The 18,573-nt window shown below is 56.4% G+C and carries 14 protein-coding genes; 6 read left to right on the top strand and 8 right to left on the bottom strand.

Features of this window, described 5'->3' with window-relative positions; genetic code table 11:
- Positions 1-369 precede the first annotated feature (369 nt).
- Entirely contained in the window at positions 370-783 is a 414-nt protein-coding gene (locus ACR3FE_RS23345; protein WP_458210227.1) for a hypothetical protein, read from the bottom strand.
- A gap of 220 nt (positions 784-1,003) precedes the next feature.
- Entirely contained in the window at positions 1,004-3,307 is a 2,304-nt protein-coding gene (locus ACR3FE_RS23340) for a PAS domain S-box protein (RefSeq protein ID WP_458210226.1), read from the bottom strand.
- 473 nt (positions 3,308-3,780) lie between these two features.
- On the opposite strand from ACR3FE_RS23340, the gene ACR3FE_RS23335 reads away from it, so the two are divergent.
- On the top strand, positions 3,781-4,158 hold the full coding sequence (locus tag ACR3FE_RS23335) for a DUF7344 domain-containing protein (protein WP_458210224.1): 378 nt from the start codon (positions 3,781-3,783) through the stop codon (positions 4,156-4,158).
- A 367-nt stretch (positions 4,159-4,525) separates the two neighbouring features.
- Positions 4,526-5,119, top strand: a complete 594-nt coding sequence (locus tag ACR3FE_RS23330) for a peroxidase-related enzyme (protein WP_458210223.1) — start codon at positions 4,526-4,528, stop codon at positions 5,117-5,119.
- Between the two features lie 285 nt (positions 5,120-5,404).
- On the opposite strand, the gene ACR3FE_RS23325 is transcribed toward ACR3FE_RS23330, so the two are convergent.
- Positions 5,405-6,652, bottom strand: a complete 1,248-nt coding sequence (locus ACR3FE_RS23325) for an endonuclease/exonuclease/phosphatase family protein (protein ID WP_458210222.1) — start codon at positions 6,650-6,652, stop codon at positions 5,405-5,407.
- Positions 6,653-6,957: 305 nt separating this feature from the next.
- On the opposite strand from ACR3FE_RS23325, the gene ACR3FE_RS23320 reads away from it, so the two are divergent.
- Positions 6,958-8,037: a YihY/virulence factor BrkB family protein gene (locus ACR3FE_RS23320; protein ID WP_458210221.1), complete on the top strand. Its 1,080-nt coding sequence runs from the start codon at positions 6,958-6,960 to the stop codon at positions 8,035-8,037.
- A 175-nt stretch (positions 8,038-8,212) separates the two neighbouring features.
- Here ACR3FE_RS23320 and ACR3FE_RS23315 read toward each other — a convergent pair whose 3' ends face one another.
- Positions 8,213-9,448: an RNA-guided endonuclease InsQ/TnpB family protein gene (locus ACR3FE_RS23315; RefSeq protein WP_458210220.1), complete on the bottom strand. Its 1,236-nt coding sequence runs from the start codon at positions 9,446-9,448 to the stop codon at positions 8,213-8,215.
- Positions 9,449-9,623: 175 nt separating this feature from the next.
- Here ACR3FE_RS23315 and ACR3FE_RS23310 point away from each other — a divergent pair, with 175 nt between their 5' ends.
- On the top strand, positions 9,624-10,886 hold the full coding sequence (locus tag ACR3FE_RS23310; RefSeq protein WP_458210219.1) for an outer membrane protein assembly factor BamB family protein: 1,263 nt from the start codon (positions 9,624-9,626) through the stop codon (positions 10,884-10,886).
- Positions 10,887-10,979: 93 nt separating this feature from the next.
- Here ACR3FE_RS23310 and ACR3FE_RS23305 read toward each other — a convergent pair whose 3' ends face one another.
- Together ACR3FE_RS23305 and ACR3FE_RS23300 are read right to left on the bottom strand one after the other, a co-directional pair.
- Positions 10,980-11,288 (bottom strand): hypothetical protein, encoded by a 309-nt coding sequence (locus ACR3FE_RS23305; RefSeq protein ID WP_458210218.1) that lies wholly within the window; start codon positions 11,286-11,288, stop codon positions 10,980-10,982.
- A gap of 183 nt (positions 11,289-11,471) precedes the next feature.
- Complete coding sequence (locus ACR3FE_RS23300; protein WP_458210217.1) at positions 11,472-12,260, bottom strand: inositol monophosphatase family protein; 789 nt, start codon at positions 12,258-12,260, stop codon at positions 11,472-11,474.
- Positions 12,261-12,529: 269 nt separating this feature from the next.
- Between ACR3FE_RS23300 and ACR3FE_RS23295 the strand changes: the two genes are divergently transcribed.
- On the top strand, positions 12,530-13,960 hold the full coding sequence (locus ACR3FE_RS23295) for a S8 family peptidase (protein WP_458210215.1): 1,431 nt from the start codon (positions 12,530-12,532) through the stop codon (positions 13,958-13,960).
- Positions 13,961-14,016: 56 nt separating this feature from the next.
- Here the strand turns inward: ACR3FE_RS23295 and fmdA are convergent, their stop codons facing one another.
- Both fmdA and ACR3FE_RS23285 read right to left on the bottom strand, forming a co-directional pair.
- Positions 14,017-15,285 carry a formamidase gene (fmdA, locus tag ACR3FE_RS23290; RefSeq protein ID WP_458210213.1) on the bottom strand — a complete coding sequence of 423 codons (1,269 nt, stop codon included), beginning with the start codon at positions 15,283-15,285 and terminating at the stop codon, positions 14,017-14,019.
- 143 nt (positions 15,286-15,428) lie between these two features.
- Complete coding sequence (locus ACR3FE_RS23285; RefSeq protein WP_458210212.1) at positions 15,429-16,001, bottom strand: hypothetical protein; 573 nt, start codon at positions 15,999-16,001, stop codon at positions 15,429-15,431.
- A 300-nt stretch (positions 16,002-16,301) separates the two neighbouring features.
- Between ACR3FE_RS23285 and fdhF the strand changes: the two genes are divergently transcribed.
- The gene (fdhF, locus tag ACR3FE_RS23280) at positions 16,302-18,383 is read left to right on the top strand and encodes a formate dehydrogenase subunit alpha (RefSeq protein WP_458210211.1); all 2,082 of its coding nucleotides are present in this window, start codon (positions 16,302-16,304) and stop codon (positions 18,381-18,383) included.
- The last annotated feature ends 190 nt before the right edge of the window (positions 18,384-18,573 follow it).

Here is an 18,573-nt window from a genome sequence, read left to right as displayed (position 1 = left end):
CTCCGAGTTCAGCAATTCAAATGGGAACATATCGGGTGACGCGAACGCGTCACCCTTGCCCGCTACGATTTCTAGCGGCAGCTATCCCCGACCAACAATCTGCTTCTGAAGAGCGTATTACCGGAGTTCGTGATTTAATTGGCGGTCTATCCCACTCAGCGATCGAGGTAATTTTGCCCAGATCTCGATAGCGATATTCCGATAGACGAAGGAGTTTCCGGTGGGCTCGGAACCGGAATACTGTAGCTTTCTTTGGAATCCGATTTTCCGCGCCTCATCCGGACTGTATTCTGCTTTTGGTCCGTCAAACAGTTGTGCTTCACCGACTTCTGTGGCAGCATTCGGATTCGATAATGTCACCTCTGACCCCTAGACTGGTTTTTCAGTTGTCTTGTCATATAATCTTAGAGAAACACTTTCGACATCTAGTCCAAGACCTTGGTGAAGTAACTCTCCAGTCATCGAAACGTAGAGCGGGATGTCATACTCCAGACTCCCAATTGGAAGAATAGCATACTGAGCGGGATGATCTATTGGACGATAGTTCCGTGATAATGGAACAGCATCGATAGAACTCCTGGCTTCGGTTTGATAGAGGGGTATGTACCGGTCACACCCTTGCTGTTGAGTGGCTGATTCTGCTGACGCGGAATCGCTATTTAGGAGGATTCCACCAGCGACCCCAAGTAGTGATGCGAGAGTCGAACGTCGTGAAAAGTTTGATCTCTCTTTGATTCTTGATGTCGAATGTTTTTCGTGATCTGCTTCTGGATCGTTTACCATGAATGGCTGTTAATCTATGACTATCTATTATTTTCTTAGTATTTTATATCTATATATTTAATAAATGTTTTTCAATGATGGTTTTTGGGATGACGGGTCAAGATAGATCGATGTATCGAATCAGACGCCACTACCTAGTCAGTAGCTAGTGACATCCTCGCCCACCGTTCACGGCGGAATTCTCGCCTTGCAAAAAGATAGCCTGATTCAGTATCGGCTGTCAGCTGTCGTCGAATAGCGCCGTAAACAGTTTCTCCTCGGCTTTGCGCAGGTGTTGATGGAAAGTCGGTGGGGAAACGTCCAGTGACTCGGCGAGTTCATCGCCGGTGGTCGTGCGAGGCCACGCGAAGTACCCCGTATGGTACGCTGTCTCGATTGCGGCCCGCTGACGGTCGGTCAGTTCCTCAAAGAGCGCTCCGTGTAACTGTGTCATCGTGTCCCGATCACGAACCACTTGTCGCTGGGTTACCAGCTTCATCGGATAGGCATCCATGTACTCGTCAACAACGCGGCGGACATCCACGCTCGGCGAAAGGTGGATTCGCATGTAGTAATCACCATCCTCGAGATATGCCTCCTGAAAGGAACCGCCGTGTGCCGCGAGCGTCGAGAATAGCGGCGATTCGGCTACTTCGAGTTCGAAGTGAGATTCCTCACCGTCGGTTTCGAGCACGGTCACTGACTGCCACGGCGAAACGACATCAGCCTCAACCACCTCTTCGATTGCTGCCATTGCACCGCCGATGGCGCTACCGTACAAGAGGAAGGTACTCTCATCCACTTGCACAGCCCGCTCGAGCGTAATCGTATCGTCGGTAGAGACCGGAAGGTTCAGCGACTCGAAGACGTTCGGAATCTGGAACTCAAGTTCGACCACTTCTTCGCTTACCAATGCACGCTTGCGCTCGACCGCGGCAATCGCGTGTCCGATAACCTCACCGAGCTGGCTGATTACCGCCCGTTCGTCGTCTGAGAACGCGGACGGTCGCTCGGTATAGACGTTCAACACGCCATAGATCGTACCTTCATGGACGAGGGGGATTGCAGCGGACGAACGAAACCCATACTCTCGGGTGGCATCGCGCCAAGGGTCGTAACGCGGATCGGCGCTGATATCCTGTGCAACCTGGCATTCCTGCTGTAAGATGGCTCGTCCCGTGGGGCCTCTGCTGCGCTCGTCGTCCGGATCAGTCGAAATGGTGATCGAATCGAGATATCCCTCACAACCCGCCTCCGTCCGAAGGTTCACCGTCTGTGATTGGACATCGACATCGCCGATCCACGCAAACAGGTAGGAGTCCGAGTCGGCAAGGCGTTCGCAGACGATCTCCTCGATTTCCCTGCGGGTGGACTGCTCGATCACCGTATCGGTGATATCGCGGAAGATGTCGTTGAGATTGTTGAGGGCGGCCAACTGCTCGCGCTGGCGCTCCAATTTCCGTTCGCGCTCTTTGCGGTTCGTGATATCTTGGACGATGCCGATTGCGCGGGCGGGCTCGTTCTCGGTGCCATAGTGAAACTCGCCACGAGCTGTGATCCACCGCCGTTCGTCGTCGGCACGGATGATCCGACATTCGAACTCCCAGTCGCCCGTCTGAAACGCGGCCTCGAAACTCCGTTTGACACGTTCTCGATCGGTCGGATAGACATGCTCAAGGAATCGCTCGAAGCTCCAGTCGTCAAGCCGTTCTTCATACCCAAAGATTCGGTCGTGTTGTGCTGAGCGGATAGATGACTCCTCGGTCTGGAGATCAAGTTCCCATGCGCCCATGTCCCCCGCCTTCAGGGCAAGTTGTAATCGTTTCTCACTTTCACGCAGGGCATTTTCGGACTTCTTGCGGTCAGTGATGTCGTTGAAGAGGATGGCGACCGTGCGCTCCTCCGGCTGACCAACACGGAATGCATAGACATCGTACCATCGGTCGTCAAGATACTGGGCTCTGTTCGCAAACCGCTCCGACTCACCCGTCAGGGCAATGCGGCCATATGTTTCGAACCAGTGCTGTTCGTGGCGCGGTTCTAGCTCTCGCATCTGCTTGCCCTCAGCATCGGCGAGTCCCGTCTGCTCCTCGAACGCCGGGTTCGTCTCTAAAAAGCGGAAGTCCACAGGAGTGTCGTCCGAATCGAACAGCACCTTGATGACACAGAAGCCTTCGTCAATCGAGTTAAACAGGGTACGATAGCGCTCCTCACTTTTACGCAATGCCGCCTCTGTCTGTTTGCGTTCGGTGATGTCTCGGAGATACACCGACATCCCGGTCTCGGATGGATACATCCGTACCTCGACCCAGGCGTCGGCTGTGGGTGAGTATTCCTCGAATGTGACTGGCTTCTGGGTCGGCATCGCCCGCTCGAACCGCTTTCTATACGACTGTTCGTCAGCGCCCGGAAATTCATCAAAGGCGTATTTCCCACGGAGTTCGTCCTCCGTTTTCCCGAGCAGGTCTTCGGCCTGCTCGTTCATGTGGATAAACCGCCAGTCGGTATCGAGTGCGAGAAATGCGTCGGTGACTCGCTCGTACATATCCTCACGTGCCAACCGGAGATCACGAGGACTGGATCGCCACCACACACGCCCGCGGGCACCGACCTTTTTGGTCTTGAGGTAGCCGTGCTCCACGAGGGCATTGAGCCGGTCGTACGTACTCCGGCGACCAATACCGAGGCATTCAGTGACCTCATTTGTTGTCAGTGGCTCTCCTCCATCCAAATCGGTAAAAACGCGAAGGGTTTCTCGGAGGCTATTTGACAGGGGTTCAGCAGTCACTACGAAACGCTGTGTGCCCCCAACATCATAACTCCTCCGTTAACGGAGTTAGAGGAACCATCACATTTGGCGAGACCAACTTCTACGTCATCCTCGCTATTCAACTAACTGCTGTACTGATCGTTCCAGGGGATGCGAGCCTAATCAATTATGCCTGTGTCTTATCGAGTGTCGGTACTTTAAGAAGAGACAGACCTGGCAGTAGCCGGGGAGTAGGAAGGGGACACTCAATGTCGACTGATCCAAACATCGAAACGAGGAGAAAAGTTGAGACGACCGGGGTATGCAGTAGTGAGCACTATCAGCTATTGGCGGATGCTCGACGTCGAGCGGTTCTCACAGTGCTTGACCCTGATGGGCCGCCGGTCGCTCTGGCCGATCTGGCGCGACAGGTGGCGGCCCACGAGTTAGATAGCACGCCTGATCGTATAGTGGAGTCACCACGGGTACAACGAATCCATGTATCGCTCTATCACGTTCACATCCCCAAGTTAACCGAGGCGGGTGTCGTGTCGTATAATGCTAATCGGCAAACGGTAGCAGCCGGCCCGGAGTTCGACGCTGTTCGATCGCTCTTGAAGAAATTTCGCACGGAACTTACGAAGTAAGCAGATGAGGGGTTTAGTCATGTGCACGGGATGTGGGAATTTTGTCGATGCAGTCCTCACGATGACTGACGACGAAGACGAAAAGACGCTCCAGCCACTCATCGATATGTGCCCTAAATGTGGTGGAACGCAGTTCAAACCGTCATCGTGAACCGTCTCCGGGCGTGGTTCCGAGACACTCGGCCTGCTCCGCCTGCAGGAGATCGATCTATTCGACCGAGAACAGTCCAGGATGATTTCACCCCAGGTACCGGGAAACGAGTATGGGTACTGAATTTCATCGGCTCCGGGCCACTCGTCGAGAACGCGTACGAACCGGACTCCGAATGGACACATCGTTAAGTGCCAACATACCGAACTCGGCGCCATGTCAGACCCGACGCTCGACACCGAGGCACAGCGGCGATTCCCCGTTCCGGACTACGACGAGATTCCAGACGACCTCCGCGACCGCATCGAGACAGAGACCGATCGTGCGGGGTTCACACCCAACGTGTTCGCAGCACTCGCGTACAAACCCTCCCACTTCCGCGCGTTCATGTCCTTCCACGATGCACTCGTCGACGACACGTCGCTCGACCGCGAAGAGGTGGAGATGATCATCGTCGCCGTTTCCGGGGTCAACCATTGCTACTACTGCAACGTCGCTCACGGCGCACTCGTCCGCATCTACGCCAAACAACCCACACTCGCCGACCAGCTGGTTGCGAACTATCGACAGGCAGACGTGAGCGAGAAGCGGATGGCGATGCTCGATGTAGCGGTGAAACTCACCGAACACCCGACGGAAGTGTCCGAGGATGACCTGCAACGACTGCGCGACGTGGGCTACACCGACGAGGAGATCTGGGACATCGGAAGCGTGGCGGCGTTCTTCAACTTCTCGAACCGGATGGCGATGTTCGCCGACTGGCGCCCCAACGACGAATTCCACACGATGGGCAGAGAGTCACGAGAGTAGTTGTCAATCATCGGTGTGACTATTTTGATGGGGCTTGTCGAAACCCTCAGCAACGGATAGGAATTGCCGTGCCTATCGCTAGATCTCCGCCTAAAGACGGAGGAATGCGCTATCGAACTGTATCACGTCGATGAGAGTATACTCGCCAGCCGGGTCTTGTTCGCCGAGATGGAGAACGCCTCGGTCACGCCAAGCTTAGCGGCCCCACAGTCACTTCCGGCGATGACCTGATTGCGTCGCCTTGTTTCCCCGTAATGTATTTTGAGTAGAAGGGCCGAGTTCCCGTCAGTGGCGGGGATGCGTCGCGATGTCGGCCCAGACGAGTCGGTGATCTGAGGCCATACTGACGTCCTCGCCGAGGTTCCGCTTCGTTGCGTTCTTGCTCGGCCAGACGACCGACGAGGCCTGAAGCGAGAGGTTTGGGGACGGGAGGACGTAGTCGATCTGTTCGACAACGCCCTCGAAATCACCGCCGACCCGTGTCGCGGTGGGAAGATCGCGTTGCGCCCCGCCCGGACTCGTTGGGAGGCGGTCAGTGTAGAAGTCGTCGTTGTCGACGAAGAACTTCTGAGCAGGGTGGAGCGGACGCTCTTCCCGACCAAGACCTGGTCCCGCATTCATGTCCCCCATCAGGACGTAGGAGGCGTCGTCGTCGAGACCGCCGCGGACGCCACTGTCGTCGTAGATGTAGTCTTCGCCAGCGACGTAATCTGCGAAAAACCGGACTTCGTCGTGATTCCACCTCCCGTTGAAGTTGTTCACCCCGTCGAAGCCGGGCGGTGTCGGGTGCGCGAACAGGCCGTGAACCGTCCCTCCCTTTACCTCAAACGGGACATCGATGTGGGTCTTCGAAGAGAGCCGATAGACGTCGAGTTCCTCCTCCGTGAGGTAGATCGCGATTTCGTCATCCTCGGGATCCGTGACGACGCCTTCGTCGCCCGCTACCGGAATGAGGTTCCCGGGCATGTCCGCCCACTTAAACGTCTGGAAAGAACGAACGCTCGATTCGTCGATCGGGTACTTGCTCGCGATCGCGAACGCATAGTGACCCGGATACACCCCGAACCCGTATGCGTCACCCGGCCGTTCGCCGAACGTTCCATCCTTGTTGAAATCGTAGTCCTGTTCGGGAAGGACGCCAGTGTTACTCTCTGGCTGGAGCGTGTGTTCGTAGTCGATGCCGTCGAGGTCGTCCCGTTGTGAGACGCTGAGATAGTTCTCAACGAAGGCGTCGATGTTCGCTCTGTCGGTGTATTTGCCCTGCTGGAGGTTGTTGGTGAGTTCGTTGACAACGAGGACATCTGGCCGGACTTCCTGGATGACTCGGGCGGCCGCTTCTGCCTGTGGATCGCCCGGCTTCTGAACCTGCTCTGTCTCCAGTTCGATGACGTTGAACGCCGCGTAGCGTGTCCCACGACCCTGTTTTCTGTCTCCGGTTCGCTGTCGACCGCTCACGGTACCGACGAAACTGGCTGCAGTCGCTGTGCCACCGATCGTCTTGAGTACCTCTCGTCTGGTCTGAGGTCGAACCATCGAATGCATCAATGTCACACACCCACATTAATATTTTCAAGAATTTAATGATAGTTATTAGAGATTGATACTGGATTAGAAGACAGAGGTTCGCGGCTGTGTCAAGCAAGACCATGACGACCTTGTGAAAATACCGTTTTGCCGTTGGCAATCGTGTCGATTTCTAACACGACGGTTCCGTGGAGGTGGGGCCGGCCGACGTTCGCGCAGTCCCGGGCGAGTAACGACCGTGAAACCGCAAGGCCGAATGTCGAAAATCGGCTACTGGCCAGAGCGATTTCAAAGCTGCTCGCTGAAACGAGAACATGGTCACCGTTTCCGATCTTTGGATACTCGTAAAGCGTGTTCTCTCTGACGTTTCCGAGAAAAATGTGACCTTCATGGCGGCGGGCATCGCGTACAACGCATTCGTCTCGCTTGCACCCATGCTGTTGTTGCTCCTCTTCGTGATCTCTATCTTCGGTGGAGGCCTCGAAGCACGTATCGCGACAGTCGTCGGGCGGTGGCTCCCAGGGCCGATCGCAAACGTCGTGCAGGAGATCTTCCAGGGGAATTCGTCGGCCACGAGTGTCTCGTTCGTCGGTCTCGTCGTTCTGATCTGGGGAACGCTCAAGATCTTCCGTGGCCTCGATACGGCTTTCTCGGAGATCTACGAGACTGAATCGAGCAATTCGTTTCTCGACCAACTGACGGACAGTCTCGTCGTCCTGGTTGCACTCGTCATCGCGATCGTAGCGACGGTGGGTGTGAGCGCCATCTTCGCGTGGTTCTCCGATACCATCCCCTTCATCGGATATCTGACACCCGTGATACTGATCCTCGGGCTCGTGGTCGCGTTTTTCCCGATCTACTATCAGTTCCCAGATACGGAAGTCGAGATGGGTGACGTGCTTCCAGGAGTGGTGTTCGCCGCAGTCGGTTGGGCCACACTTCAGGGACTGTTTCAGATCTATCTCGTCTTCAAAGACCCCGGTTCGGGGAGCTTTCTCGGGAGCGTCATCGTCATCGTGACCTATCTGTATTTCTCGGGACTCGTCCTCCTACTCGGCGCGGTGATCAACTCCATCTTTGGAGAACACTCGTCGGGAGAACCGGGTGGTGTCGGTCAAGGCGCGACGAGTTACGACACCGAGACCACGACGTCGTTGAACCGCGAAGAACTTGCCGAGTACCTTCAGAACCTTCGCGAGGAACTGACTGGTCGCTACGAGGGGATGGCTTCGGCGAGCGACGCCACTGACGATACCGACTATCCCCGTCCGAAGAGCGATGTGGAACTGGTCGAACACAGTTCGATGGAGGACGGAACTGAGCAGTGGGCGGTTACGCTTCGGTGGGAAGTCGCCGATGAGTCGGACATTCAGATGAAAACGGCAGACGATTGAAAACGACGTTCCGAAACCCGATTTTCGAACACGCCAACTGCAGGCCAGTAGCGTATCGTGTGGCTATATCTCTCCACTTCGGAAGCCGAAACACCAGTATGGAGAGAGTCCGACTCACATTCCCATTAGACATCAAGTACCTAAGAAGTATATCACCACGTGAATCGCCTCGGGGTCAAGCCCCGAGGCTTCCTGTTTCTACGACGCGCTTTGCAGACACGGACTCATGCTGAGTCGTGTCCGTAGGGAGCGCAGTCTCCACGGGAGTGTCTTCGGGCCATCCCAGCCCTAGTTCAGAAAAACCGCGTTGTAGAACGTTCATCGCTGCGTTCGCGTCCCTATCCGTTTCGAACCCGCACGACGGACACGAATGCTCGCGCACCCAGATGGGCTTTGCCGTCTCCACACCACACGACGCACACTCCTTTGTCGTTCCTGCTGCTTCCACCTGCACGATGTGAGTGCCGTACAACTCGCCCTTGTATTCGAGCAAGGTAATGAACTGTCGCCACGCCACGTCCTGCTTGTTGCGAGCGGTGTGCGCCTGCTCCAACATCCCCTTCACGTTCAAATCCTCAACGAACACTGCGTCATACTCGCGGACGAGCCACGTCGTAATCTTGTGTTGGTAGTCCAGCACCGTTCGGCGGATGTGACGCTTGACCGTGGCGACTTTCGTTCGTTGTTTCTCGTAGTTCTGACTCCCTTTCTGCTTCCGCGATAACTTCCGTTGTTCGCGGCGGAGTCGTTCGTACTCATCGTTGAGGTCGAGCCAATCCACAGTCTTGCCATCCGAGGTGTGGATGTAGTTGAGGATGCCGAGGTCAACACCCACGCTGTTACTTGCGTCAAGCGAGTCCACGTCTGGTTTCTCGGGCAGGTCGGCGTCGTCGGTTTCGAGACCAAAGGAGACGAACCACTCGCCGGTCGCCTCCTTCTTAATGGTGACTTCTTTGATGGACGCCTCGTCGGGAATCGGACGGTGGTAACGGATTTTGATGTCTCCGATTTTGGAGAGCCAGAGGGTCGCTGTGCGGCCACTCGTGTTTTTGAGTTCGAAGCCGGACTGCGAATACGTCATACTCTGGAACTCCTTCGGTGACTTCCACGTGAGCATCCCGACCGTGTTCCCGTTCTCTTTCTGGGATTTGAGGGTCGAGAGATTCTGATAGAACCGTGTGACGGTTCGCTGGAGTGCTTTGGAGTGAACCTCTTTGAACACTGGAAACTCGTCTTTCCAGCCGGTGAGGCGGTCGTGATGCTTATACGCCGACCCGATGGTGTCGGCGTCAAGGTGGGTGTATTCGTAGTGTGTGTAGTTGTACGCTTGGCGATGAACGTCGATGTGGTATTCTAGGTGCACCGCCCCCTCTTGTGTCGGGTACGCGGGGTAACGGTGACTGTATTCCATCGCTGTCTATCGATTAGATATATAATCACTTAATCGTTCGCACCCCGCCTATCGGATTCAACCCCGGGGTCAAGCCCCGGGGGCATTCTCCTTGACCGCCTGTAAAGTAAAGATAAATTTGTTGAGATTATTTCATCAACACAAAGGATTTAACAAATGCTCATGAAATCTGGGTATGGCCCCTCCCTCCGTGTCCCGCAGAACCGCCCTCGCCCTCGCCGGTAGTACACTCTTCACCGGGTGTCTCGCATCGACCAACGAATCCACACAACCCACACGAACGACGGATACGCCGTTGAATCCCGCCTCCGACTCGTCCTGGTCACAACTCGGGCGGGATTCGAATCACAGTGGGTACAACCCAAGCGTCCCCGCGACCTGCTCGGAGATGCGATGGAATGTCAAAACGAAAGGCCCGATCACCACACCGACGGTCGTCAACGATCGTGTCTACGTGACGCGGGGGAAACCGACCGATGGCGCACCCGACGCGACACTCGAAGCCTACGATCTGAACAGTGGAGAGCAACGATGGGCAACCTCACTCGACACGACGTTCGTGTTCCACGCACCACTTTCCGACCTTCGACCCATCTACTACGACGGAGTGCTCTACTGTAACGTCGACGAGAGATTCATCGCACTCGATGCCCAGTCGCGAGAGCGGCTCTGGGAAACGACCGAGTTTGCTGGTTTCATCAACGACCCACCGGTTGTCACGGACGATGCGATCTACGGTGCCGGGCGGGAAGGACTCGTCTGCTTCGATCACGATGGGAACGAGCAGTGGTCGTTCACACCCGATGGTCGGATGGGGGGTGCGAATCTCCCCGCCGTACTTGACGACACCGTGTACACCACGGCGAATCAGGAACTCGTCGCGCTCGATGCCGCGACCGGAAACGAGAGATGGCGGGAACAGGTCAGTGGTTTCACCACTTCCGTGGTCGTGACCGACGACGAAATCGTTCATGCAGGGCACGAGAAGGTTCGCGTCTTCGATCCAGATAGAACTGAACGGTGGCAGGCACCCAGCGTACCGAAAGCGAGCATTCGGCCGGCAGTCGACGACGATACCGTCTATCTCGCCGACCTGAACGGGAACGTGAAAGCCCTCGAACTGGACTCCGGTGAAACGCGCTGGACCCGAGAGCTCCCGGAAAACGAATGGGCACAGGGAACGATACCGACCGTGACCGACGGAGCAGTAAATCTCCTCCGTACGGATACGGAGAACGTGACCATCTATTCGCTGAACGCCAAAGACGGCGAGACGAACTGGAAGCTATCCAAATCCGGAAATCGTGGCCGTGGCCCGATACCAGCCAACGACAGTATCGTGTTCACGTCGGAATACACTCCGCCGAGTCAGCGTCAGTCGAAAACCGTCTCGGAAGGAGTAGACACGGACAGTCAGCTCTGGGCGTTCGACGTCTGACCGAATCTGTGGTTGGATTTCTGCTGCACTAAACCCGAGAAGGATTCGATTGGAGGAATTTCAGTCTTTGTCTGGCACGTCAACAGACTCGGCTCACGTGATCGCCAGTATGATGTAGACGTTCCAGCTGATGGCAAGAATGGCGATAGTTACGAATCCAGCATAGACGGTCTGGACACGTCGCGGAAAACGAGGATATGTCGTAAAGGTATACAATCCAGTGAAACCGGCTGCAACGACGGTTACACCCGAGAGGACGGTCGATAGAAGGGGAAGTGTCGCGTCGGGGTGTGTTGCGAGAGCAACGTACGCGATACCAACACTCGTGGTGAGGCCGACGAGAATGAGGAGAGAGACGACGAGGCGAATCCGGGGATACCAGGGTGAATGGTCTGGAGTCATGACGGAGATGTGGTAATGAAGTGAACAAGAGATAAAAGCAGTACTGGGTGGCATCGGCTGGTAGATTACTTCCAGTCAATACTTTTCAGGGAACGTGTAGGCACACGATTCGCCACGACAACCACGGCCTGGTGGAGTGTTGTCTCGAAATCTGTCAGACCGTTCGCAAGAAATCGGAGTGCTTCACGTCGTCTCGAGACCTCGTTGAACCACTCCGAGAACCTCCTCGTGCAATCGACCATTCGTCGCAACGATTCCCTGGCTGAAGGGCGTCCATGGCTCACCGAAGATATCGGTCACTCGGCCACCAGCCTGATCGACCATATATGCACCAGCAACCGTATCCCACGAGTACGGTTTGACGACTCCAATGGTCCCATCGAGTGCACCACGTCCAACGAGTGAAAGTGTTGCCTGTGCAGAGCCCAATCGTCGCAGGTCTCCGACTTCTCTTGACAACTCGTAAATCACGCTGGAGAACTCGTCTCGCTGTGTGTCTCCATATCGAAGAATCGGTGCGACGACTGCGACATCGAGAGAATCCGTCTCACTGACCGTGATCTGTTCTCCATTTCTGAGAACTTCGTCGGCGTTCGCGACGTACGTCTCATCGATGGCGGGGAGGACGTTCGCCGCTGCGATCGGTTCCTCATCGCGGACCGCCGCGACACTCGTCGCCCACAGTGGAATTCCCCGAACGAAGTTCGTCGTTCCGTCGATCGGGTCGATCACCCAGCAATCTCCCTTCTCGGGGATCTCTTTTGCCGCATCTTCCTCCTCACCGACGATCGTGTCGTCCGGAAACCCATCGGTGATCGTTTCGATGACTCGACGTTGGGTTCGTGTGTCCGCTTCGGTCACGTAATCCATCTTGCCATCCTTCGTCGAGATATCCAGGTCGGTTCGAAACTGCTTGCAGGCGAACGTTGCGCCGACTGTCGCCGCGTGAACGACCATTTCGCTCCGATCCATGATTGCTAGCTAGCGAATCTGTGTCGTAACTGCTCTGGGCACCAGCCCGTGTTTTACTGATCAAAACGATGTTCTGTCTTTCCGGCTGTGTATCGTTCGTGTATCTGCAGGTATTGAATCCGTCATGAGAGTAAAATTGTAGAAATATTTGGACAAATATCCATATTTTTATACAGTGTCGTCCACAATCGTTACCATCAGGCATGGTAAATAGTAACAGTGTCTCTCGAAGAACCGTTTTGATCGGTGCGAGTACCAGTATCGGTGCAGTGTCAATCGGGGCAGGGACCGGGCTCGGTGGCAGTCCACGTTTCATCGTCGGAACGCGCTCCTCGACAGCGGTCACCAAGGCAGCGGACCGGGCTACCGACGTGATTCGAGTGCTCGATTTCGGATCGACCGGACAGGCGGTCGTCGGTCGGTTCGGAAAAGACGACCGCGAATTCCTGCGCGCACAACGCGGTGTTCGATACGTGGAGCCAGATATCCGCGTCCATGCGGTCGGGGAAACCCTCCCATGGGGCGTCGACCGCGTGGACGCCGAAGTCGCCCATTCGAGCGGAGACACCGGGAGTGGTGCAGATATCGCCATCATCGATACCGGCATCGACGAGAACCACCCGGATCTGAAGGCGAATCTGGGTACTGGGGCGTCGTTCGTCGATTACACGTCTTCGTGGGACGACGATAACGGCCACGGCACTCACTGTGCGGGTATCGCCGACGCTGTCGACAACTCGTCAGGAGTGCTTGGCGTCAGTACCGCGGCGACGCTCCACGCGGCCAAGGTGCTCGATGAGAGCGGGGGCGGGTACGCCTCGGACGTGGCCGCTGGCATCAACTGGGTTGCCGACGAGGGATACGACGTCGGGAGTCTCAGCCTCGGTAGCCGTCGAGGCTCGTCGGTCATCGAGGACGCCTGTACGACCGCTTACGAGAGCGGGGTTCTCCTCGTCGCAGCCGCCGGAAACGAAGGCCCCAGCAAGAACAGCGTCGGTTATCCCGCTGCATACCAGGAATGTATCGCCGTCAGCGCGACCGACAGGAACGATACGCTACCGCGATGGTCGTCGCGCGGTTCGGAAGTCGAACTCGCCGCACCAGGAGCCGACATCCTCTCGACGTACAACGATGGTGGGTACACGTCGCTCTCGGGAACGTCGATGGCGTGCCCCCACGTGAGCGGTGCGGGTGGACAACTGATGGCGAACGGCGACACGAACACCCAGGCACGCCAGCGACTCCGTAACACGGCAGAAGACATCGGCCTGTCGAGCAACGAACAGGGCTCCGGCTTGCTCGACGTCGAGAACGCCGTCCTCGGGACGACGAACGGTGACGACCTGGACGGGGGATCTGGTGGGGGTGGTGGGAACACCGCACCTGTCGTCGACTCGCTGAGCCTCGCGGAGGACAATTCGGGTAACAGCCCCCATGCAGATTTCGACGCTTCCTGGGCGGTGAGTGATTCCGACGGGAATCTCAGTACGGTCGACCTCACGCTCACCGACACCAACGACGGCGAAACCGAGGACACGGCGACGGTCGACGTCAGCGGTGACACAGCGACAGGGACGACGTCACTTCGCGCCAAACACGAGGAAACGTCGGGACACACGTATCGCTTGACGCTCGTCGTCACGGACTCGAATAGTGCGAAGGCGACGGCCACGGCAGACGAAATCGAGGACGATTCGTGATACGACGAAAAGATCGTTCGTGACCACCAGCCGTGGTGGTCGTTCGATAGGCAATGCTAGTCGAGTGGTTCGTCGGTGATCGCTACCTGACCTTTCGACTGTCTGGCGCCCAGAGAGTCGGGACTGATGTCGAAGTTGAAAACTGCCTTCGGAACTGCGAGTGTCGAGCACGCATTCGGGATGTCGACCACGCCACTCTGTCGGCCTTCGACAGGTACGGTTCCAAGGATCATGTATGCCTGCTCGCCGGTGTAGCCGAATTTCTTGAGGTATTCGATAGCCTCGAGCGCAGCCCGTCGATAGGCGACGTGAGAATCGATGTATCTCTGCTCTCCATCCTCGGTGACCGAGTACCCTTCGAAGACGACATACTCGGAGAAATCCGGCCCACGGTGACCCGGTTCGAAGATGGGATGATCGATTCCGTACCTGTTCATCCCATCTTTGATGAGATCGAGTTCGATGTCGAGGTACCCTGCCATCTCGATCGCACCGCAGAAGGTGATCTCGCCATCTCCTTGCGAGAAGTGGATGTCTCCCATAGAAAGCTTCCCACCCTCCACGTACACCGGGAAGTAGACCCTCGACCCGAGCGAGAGGTCTTTGATATCACAGTTCCCGCCATTCTCTCGCGGTGGAACCGTTCGGGCTGCTTCCTCGGCAGCTGATTCGGCCTCGTCGTCCGACATATCGCCCATGAGCGCCGATTCCGTCGTCGGTGCGTTGGCGACTGGAGGCTGTGCTTCCTTCGTCGGGTGATCTGGAATGGATTCAGGATCTTCAGCGTGCTTGTCGATGAGTTCCTGTTCGCGCTCGTTCCATTCCTGTAGGAGTTCGTGTGATGGAGCGGTGCCGACCAATCCTGGGTGGATCTTTCCTTCGAAACGTACGTCTGGGATGTGGCGCGACGTCGTTTTCGTCCCGTTTAGCTCCCAGATCGCCTTCGAGGCGGTTGGGAAATGGTCGGTGAGGAATCCACCGCCGTTCTGCTGAGAGAAGATCCCGGTGAAACCGTACTCCCAGCGCTCGTTCAACACCCCGATGTCGAGGATGTCCATCACGAGCAGGTCACCAGGTTCTGCACCGTTGACTTCTATCGGTCCACTCAGGTAGTGAACCTGGGCGAGGTCGACGTCACGAACGTCGTTCGCGTCATCATCGTCGTGAATCTGGCCCCCCGTCCAGTCGAGACATTCGACCCGCAATTTCTCGCCGGGATTCACGCTGACGACCGATGGGATATCTGGATGCCATCGGTTATGAACCGGCATCGGCTGTTCTGCTGGATCGGCATCTACGTCTACTTCGAATCGTGTTTCGGGCATGTAACCCCCCGGTCAAAGGATGATATCCATCTAAATATAGATTCGTGGATAATATCTGTATACTATATTTCATCTATCTAGACAGATGCCGGTATCCGATAGCAGGGCGTTCCGACGGCTCGATTCGATGAGGGATATCAGTTTCAGTGTTCGTCGCCGCCCGCTTTCCGCAACCTACGACTGGCGCGATACAATGTCTGCAGGTCGACGTCGAACTCCACAACCGTCGCTCGACACTGCTCCAGATAAGCGACGTAAGCGTCCACTGAGAGAGAGTCAGGAGCTTGATCATCCAGTTTGCCGATTTTATGGAGAAGCCACCAGATCTGTTCATCGTGGACGATGTATTCTTCTGGATCCATAAATTGGAGAATCGCGGAAGCAACCGGCACTGTCACCCCTTTTAATTCCAACAATCGTTCGGTCTTTTCCGTCACTGTCGATGCCTGTCTGGCTCCTTCGATAGTTGCATTCACGGTCTCCCACGAATTGGTTCGGAATCGGCGTTCCGCGGATTCGCGCTCCTGGTGTGGAAATTCACCTAATTCGCGACGATAATACCACCGAACGATCCACTCCATGTCCTTCCAGACGACCGTTCCTTCTTCGAACGCGTCGGGCAGCGTTTCGAGACGATCTCGTTCGACGAGAAACAGCGGTTCCAGTTGTTCGTACTCCCGACTCTTTTCGAGCAATCGATCATGATCGAGTTCCATGGGTAGCCTCTGTTGGTTTCTGCGACAGTACCAGGTGTATCGACGACCTGGATGCTTGCCGTTCGTAGCTGAAACTGGGTCGTCAATCATCTTGATTCCTTGTTCTCCAGGGAAATGGAACCTCGAACGTTCCTCCCCCCGACGGGTGTCTTCGGAATCGATAGGCGACACAATGCTCAAGTCGATTGCCCCCAATTGGTAACTGATAGCATAGTCGGTGTTGCTCGTGTTCGACGACCGAGGAGATGGTCGAGCACAATGACGCCAGTGAACGAAAAATCGGATCAGGAAAGACAAATCATGAGCCAAGAATCCGAAGACAACGTCTGTACGATTTGTCCGTATTGCGGTGTCGGATGCGGACTGCAACTAACAGAAGGCACCGAGGAGGGAGACGTGAACCTCAAACCGTGGTTCGATGCGCCGGTCAACGAGGGTGCTCTCTGTATCAAGGGTGGTGCATCGACCGAAGTCGTGAACCACGAGGAGCGCCTGAAAGAACCGTTGATTCGTGATGGCGACGAGTTCCGCGAAGCGACGTGGGAAGAGGCATTCGAACTCGTCACCGACGAGATGAGTCGGATTCGAGATGAACACGGACGAACCGCGATGGGCTTTTTCGGGTCGTCGAAGTGTACAAACGAGGAGAATTATCTCCTCCAGAAGTTGGCCCGTCGATACGGCAACAACAACGTCGACAACTGCACCCGGATGTGCCATGCTTCGACGGTCGCTGCGCTCAGACAGAGTCTCGGTGCTGGTGCGATGACCAACAGTATGCGCGACCTTCGGGAGGAGGCCGACGTGTACTGGATTCAAGGTGCCAACCCCTCCGAGCAACACCCGATCGCTCACAGCAAATATTTCAAACAAGCCGCATTGGAGGACACGTTCGTCGTCCAGGTCGACCCGCACGCGAACAAGACCACCCGCGACGTCGACCTCCATCTTCAGTTGAAGCCAGGCACGGACATCCCGTTGTTGAACATCGTTCTCAAAACCGTCCTCGATAACGACTGGCTCGACGAGGAGTTCATCGACGAGCGAACGGAAGGTCTCGACGGGGTGGTCGAGACGCTCGAAGAGTTCGACGTCGAGGAGGCAGCCGAAACGTGCGGCGTTCCCTTAGAAGACATCGAAACGGCGGCTGAAGCGTACGCGACAGCGGACAACGCCGCCATCTTCACCGGGATGGGGATGAGCCAGCACGCCTGTGGAACCGACAACGTGCAGAACCTCATCAATCTCGCGCTGATGACGGGTAACCTCGGGCGCCCAGGAACCGGCGTCAACCCACTCCGCGGGCAGAACAACGTTCAGGGAACCTGTGACGTCGGGACGATGTACAACACCTTCCCCGGCTACGTCCCCATCGATGACGACGAACAGCGGGCGGAGATCGAGGACGTGTGGGGCTTCGAACTACCGACGGAGCCGGGACTGTCCAACGTCGAGATCACGCAGGCCGCAGGCGAGCAGATACACGGACTCTACATCATGGGTGAGAACCCGGTCATCAGTGAGCCAAACGGGAACGAGGTCGTCGAGAACCTCGAGAGTCTAGAGTTCCTGGTCGTCCAGGACATCTTCATGACCGACACCGCAGAGTATGCCGACGTGATTCTTCCGGCGACATCCTGGGCCGAACGTGGCGGCACGGTTACGAATACCGACCGCCGCGTGCAGCGCATGCGCGCGGCGACGCGGGTTCCCGGAAATACGAAACACGATATGGAGATCCTCTGTGAAGTCGGGACGCGCCTGTTCGACGAGGGATTCGACTTCGAATCGGCCGAAGAGATCTTCGAAGAGCTCCGGCAGGTGATGCCGATATACAGTGGAATCACGTACGACCGCCTCGGATTCGAAGGGCTGCACTGGCCGTGCTACGATGAGGAAGACGAAGGCGACCCCTTCCTCTACGAGGAGTCATTCGACACGTCGAATGGACTCGGCAAGATACGGGGTGTCCGGCACCAACCGCCGAAGGAGGTGGAAGACGACGAGTACCCGTTCGTGCTAACGACCGCGAGGCTGGAAGAACACTACAACACAGGGACGATGAGCACCCGGTCACCCACGTTGATGCGTCGAACCGAAGAGAACTTCGTCGACATCCATCCAAGCGATGCGGAATCGCTGGGCGTCGAAGACGAAGAGTACGTGCGACTCGTCTCGCGCCGTGGGGAGGTCGTCGCCAGAGCGCACGTCACCGAAGATATCAAACAAGGTGTCATCTGGTCGACGCCTCACTTCGCAGATTCGCCGATCAATCGACTGACGAACGACGCCCTCGACCCGGAGGCAAAGATACCGGAGTACAAAGCATCGGCCGCGAGGGTCGACGTCAACGTCGAACCAGCCCCCCAGTCGGGTGACTGACTCCGGCGAACAGCCCCGTACGGGGATTCCCATCACATCGTCTCGTGAGCCGAAGTAACGGTAGCTTTGCCCGCGCCTATTTTTGTCACCGTCAGATGGGTCATATCGCTTCAGCAGCGCGAATTTCATACCAGCGTGCGAATTTCATCCCAGGGAAAAGATAACGTCTGCCGGTGTCGTAGACGTGAAC

Source organism: Haladaptatus rarus, from assembly GCF_054177585.1.
The sequence above is the reverse complement of the archived record's forward strand: the minus strand, read 5'-3'. Positions and strand labels throughout refer to the sequence as shown.